The organism is Shewanella sp. 11B5, assembly GCF_002836795.1.
GTDB classification, from domain to species: domain Bacteria; phylum Pseudomonadota; class Gammaproteobacteria; order Enterobacterales; family Shewanellaceae; genus Shewanella; species Shewanella frigidimarina.
The window spans coordinates 1-1,491 of record NZ_PJAP01000028.1; the positions used below are offsets into that span (position 1 = coordinate 1).

Below are 1,491 nucleotides of genomic sequence, written 5' to 3' on the forward strand. Positions count from 1 at the left end.
ATAATTTAGTGGTTTCATACACATCAGCGACTGACTGAGTGGTGAATAAACCAGAAAAACTAATCGATTCAGGGTCAACGCCATGTGTTGCAGCAACACCTTTTTCATAACTGTTGACCAGATACTGCAGCATTTTTTGTTGTTCTGTTTCAAGCTGCTGAGTTTCAAAATCTAACTTTAACAGACCATAGGTTGTTGACGGAGCAATACCACGGCCTAACGAGTCTTGAATAAGATCGGTAGTCACATAGATATAAGACTGGCCAGCCTTTAATGGTTTAATCGGTACTATGGCAACTTTATTGCCTGATGCTTTTGATACGAAGTCAACGCCAAATTGAAGCTCTTCACCTACTTTACAGGCTGAAACTGAAGGCGCTGATTTACACTCAGCATCACTTGATAATGCTCCGCCGACAGTCGCTTCAAACATGCGTACTGCACCAGGTTGAAACACAGAAGCGGCATCCAACGTTAATGCATTGCCCTGTAAATCATTAGCAAGTTCGACAGTGATTGAAATAGGAGAACTCGTTGACCAGCCGTCTAATGCGCCTAATGCCAGCTGAGGGTTAACATAATCTATGCCATCCTCACCAGGTATATTTAATGTGCCATCGGTTGTGCCACTAAAAAGTAAATCGTTTGGTAATGGTAATTTGCTATTAGCCGGATCAAACTGCATATGTGAAACAGGTACTAACGGCTCAGCATTATCTACTGCTTCGTTAAAACTGTCACCACCACATGCTGTCAAGCCAAGAGCAGATGTTATTGCAACACCCAAAATGAGTCTTTTCATCTTTTTTCCCCAAATCTTGTTTTAATAATTTTGTTTTCCCCAAGAATTGGTCACAATAGTCCTATCATGCGACCATAAGGACTTATGTTAGTCCTTAACTATTCTCAAGTTAACGTAAAATTATTGAGTTAGCTACAAGTTTGTTACATGCAAATGACCTATTCACATACAATTATTAATCATTTGTTTCAAACGGTCGTTTATTTTTTATCCGGTACTAGATTTGACGGGCGATTGCGCTAAGAGGAAATAATCAATCATGTTGGAATATCAAGCTGCAAAAGATTTACTCAATAACAAAACAATCTTGGTTACGGGCGCTGGAGACGGTATTGGTCGTGCAGCATCAATCGAATTTGCCAAACACGGCGCAACGGTAATTTTACTCGGTAAAACCGTTAAAAAACTCGAAAATGTATACGATGAAATTGTTAATGCCGGTTATCCAAAGCCAGCCATTGTGCCGTTAGATATGAAAGGCGCGACCGAACAGAATTATATTGATATGGCAGACACCATTGCCGAACAGTTTGGTCATTTAGATGGTTTATTGCATAACGCATCTCAGTTGGGGGCATTAGGTCCATTTGAACATATCGATTTAACCTCGCTTGAAACCATTTTAAAGGTTAATGTCACGGCTCAAGCCATCATGACCAAGTCATTATTGCCTATTATGCGTAAAGCCG

1 protein-coding gene and 1 pseudogene are annotated in these 1,491 nt (G+C 40.2%); one reads left to right on the plus strand and one right to left on the minus strand.

From position 1 onward, the window contains the following. Positions 1–802: pseudogene (locus tag CXF78_RS00210) on the minus strand (lipase); the annotation flags it as partial. A 259-nt stretch (positions 803–1,061) separates the two neighbouring features. Here CXF78_RS00210 and CXF78_RS00215 point away from each other — a divergent pair. After that, the coding region (locus CXF78_RS00215) for an SDR family NAD(P)-dependent oxidoreductase (protein ID WP_145991270.1) at positions 1,062–1,491 on the plus strand (430 nt) is incomplete at its 3' end.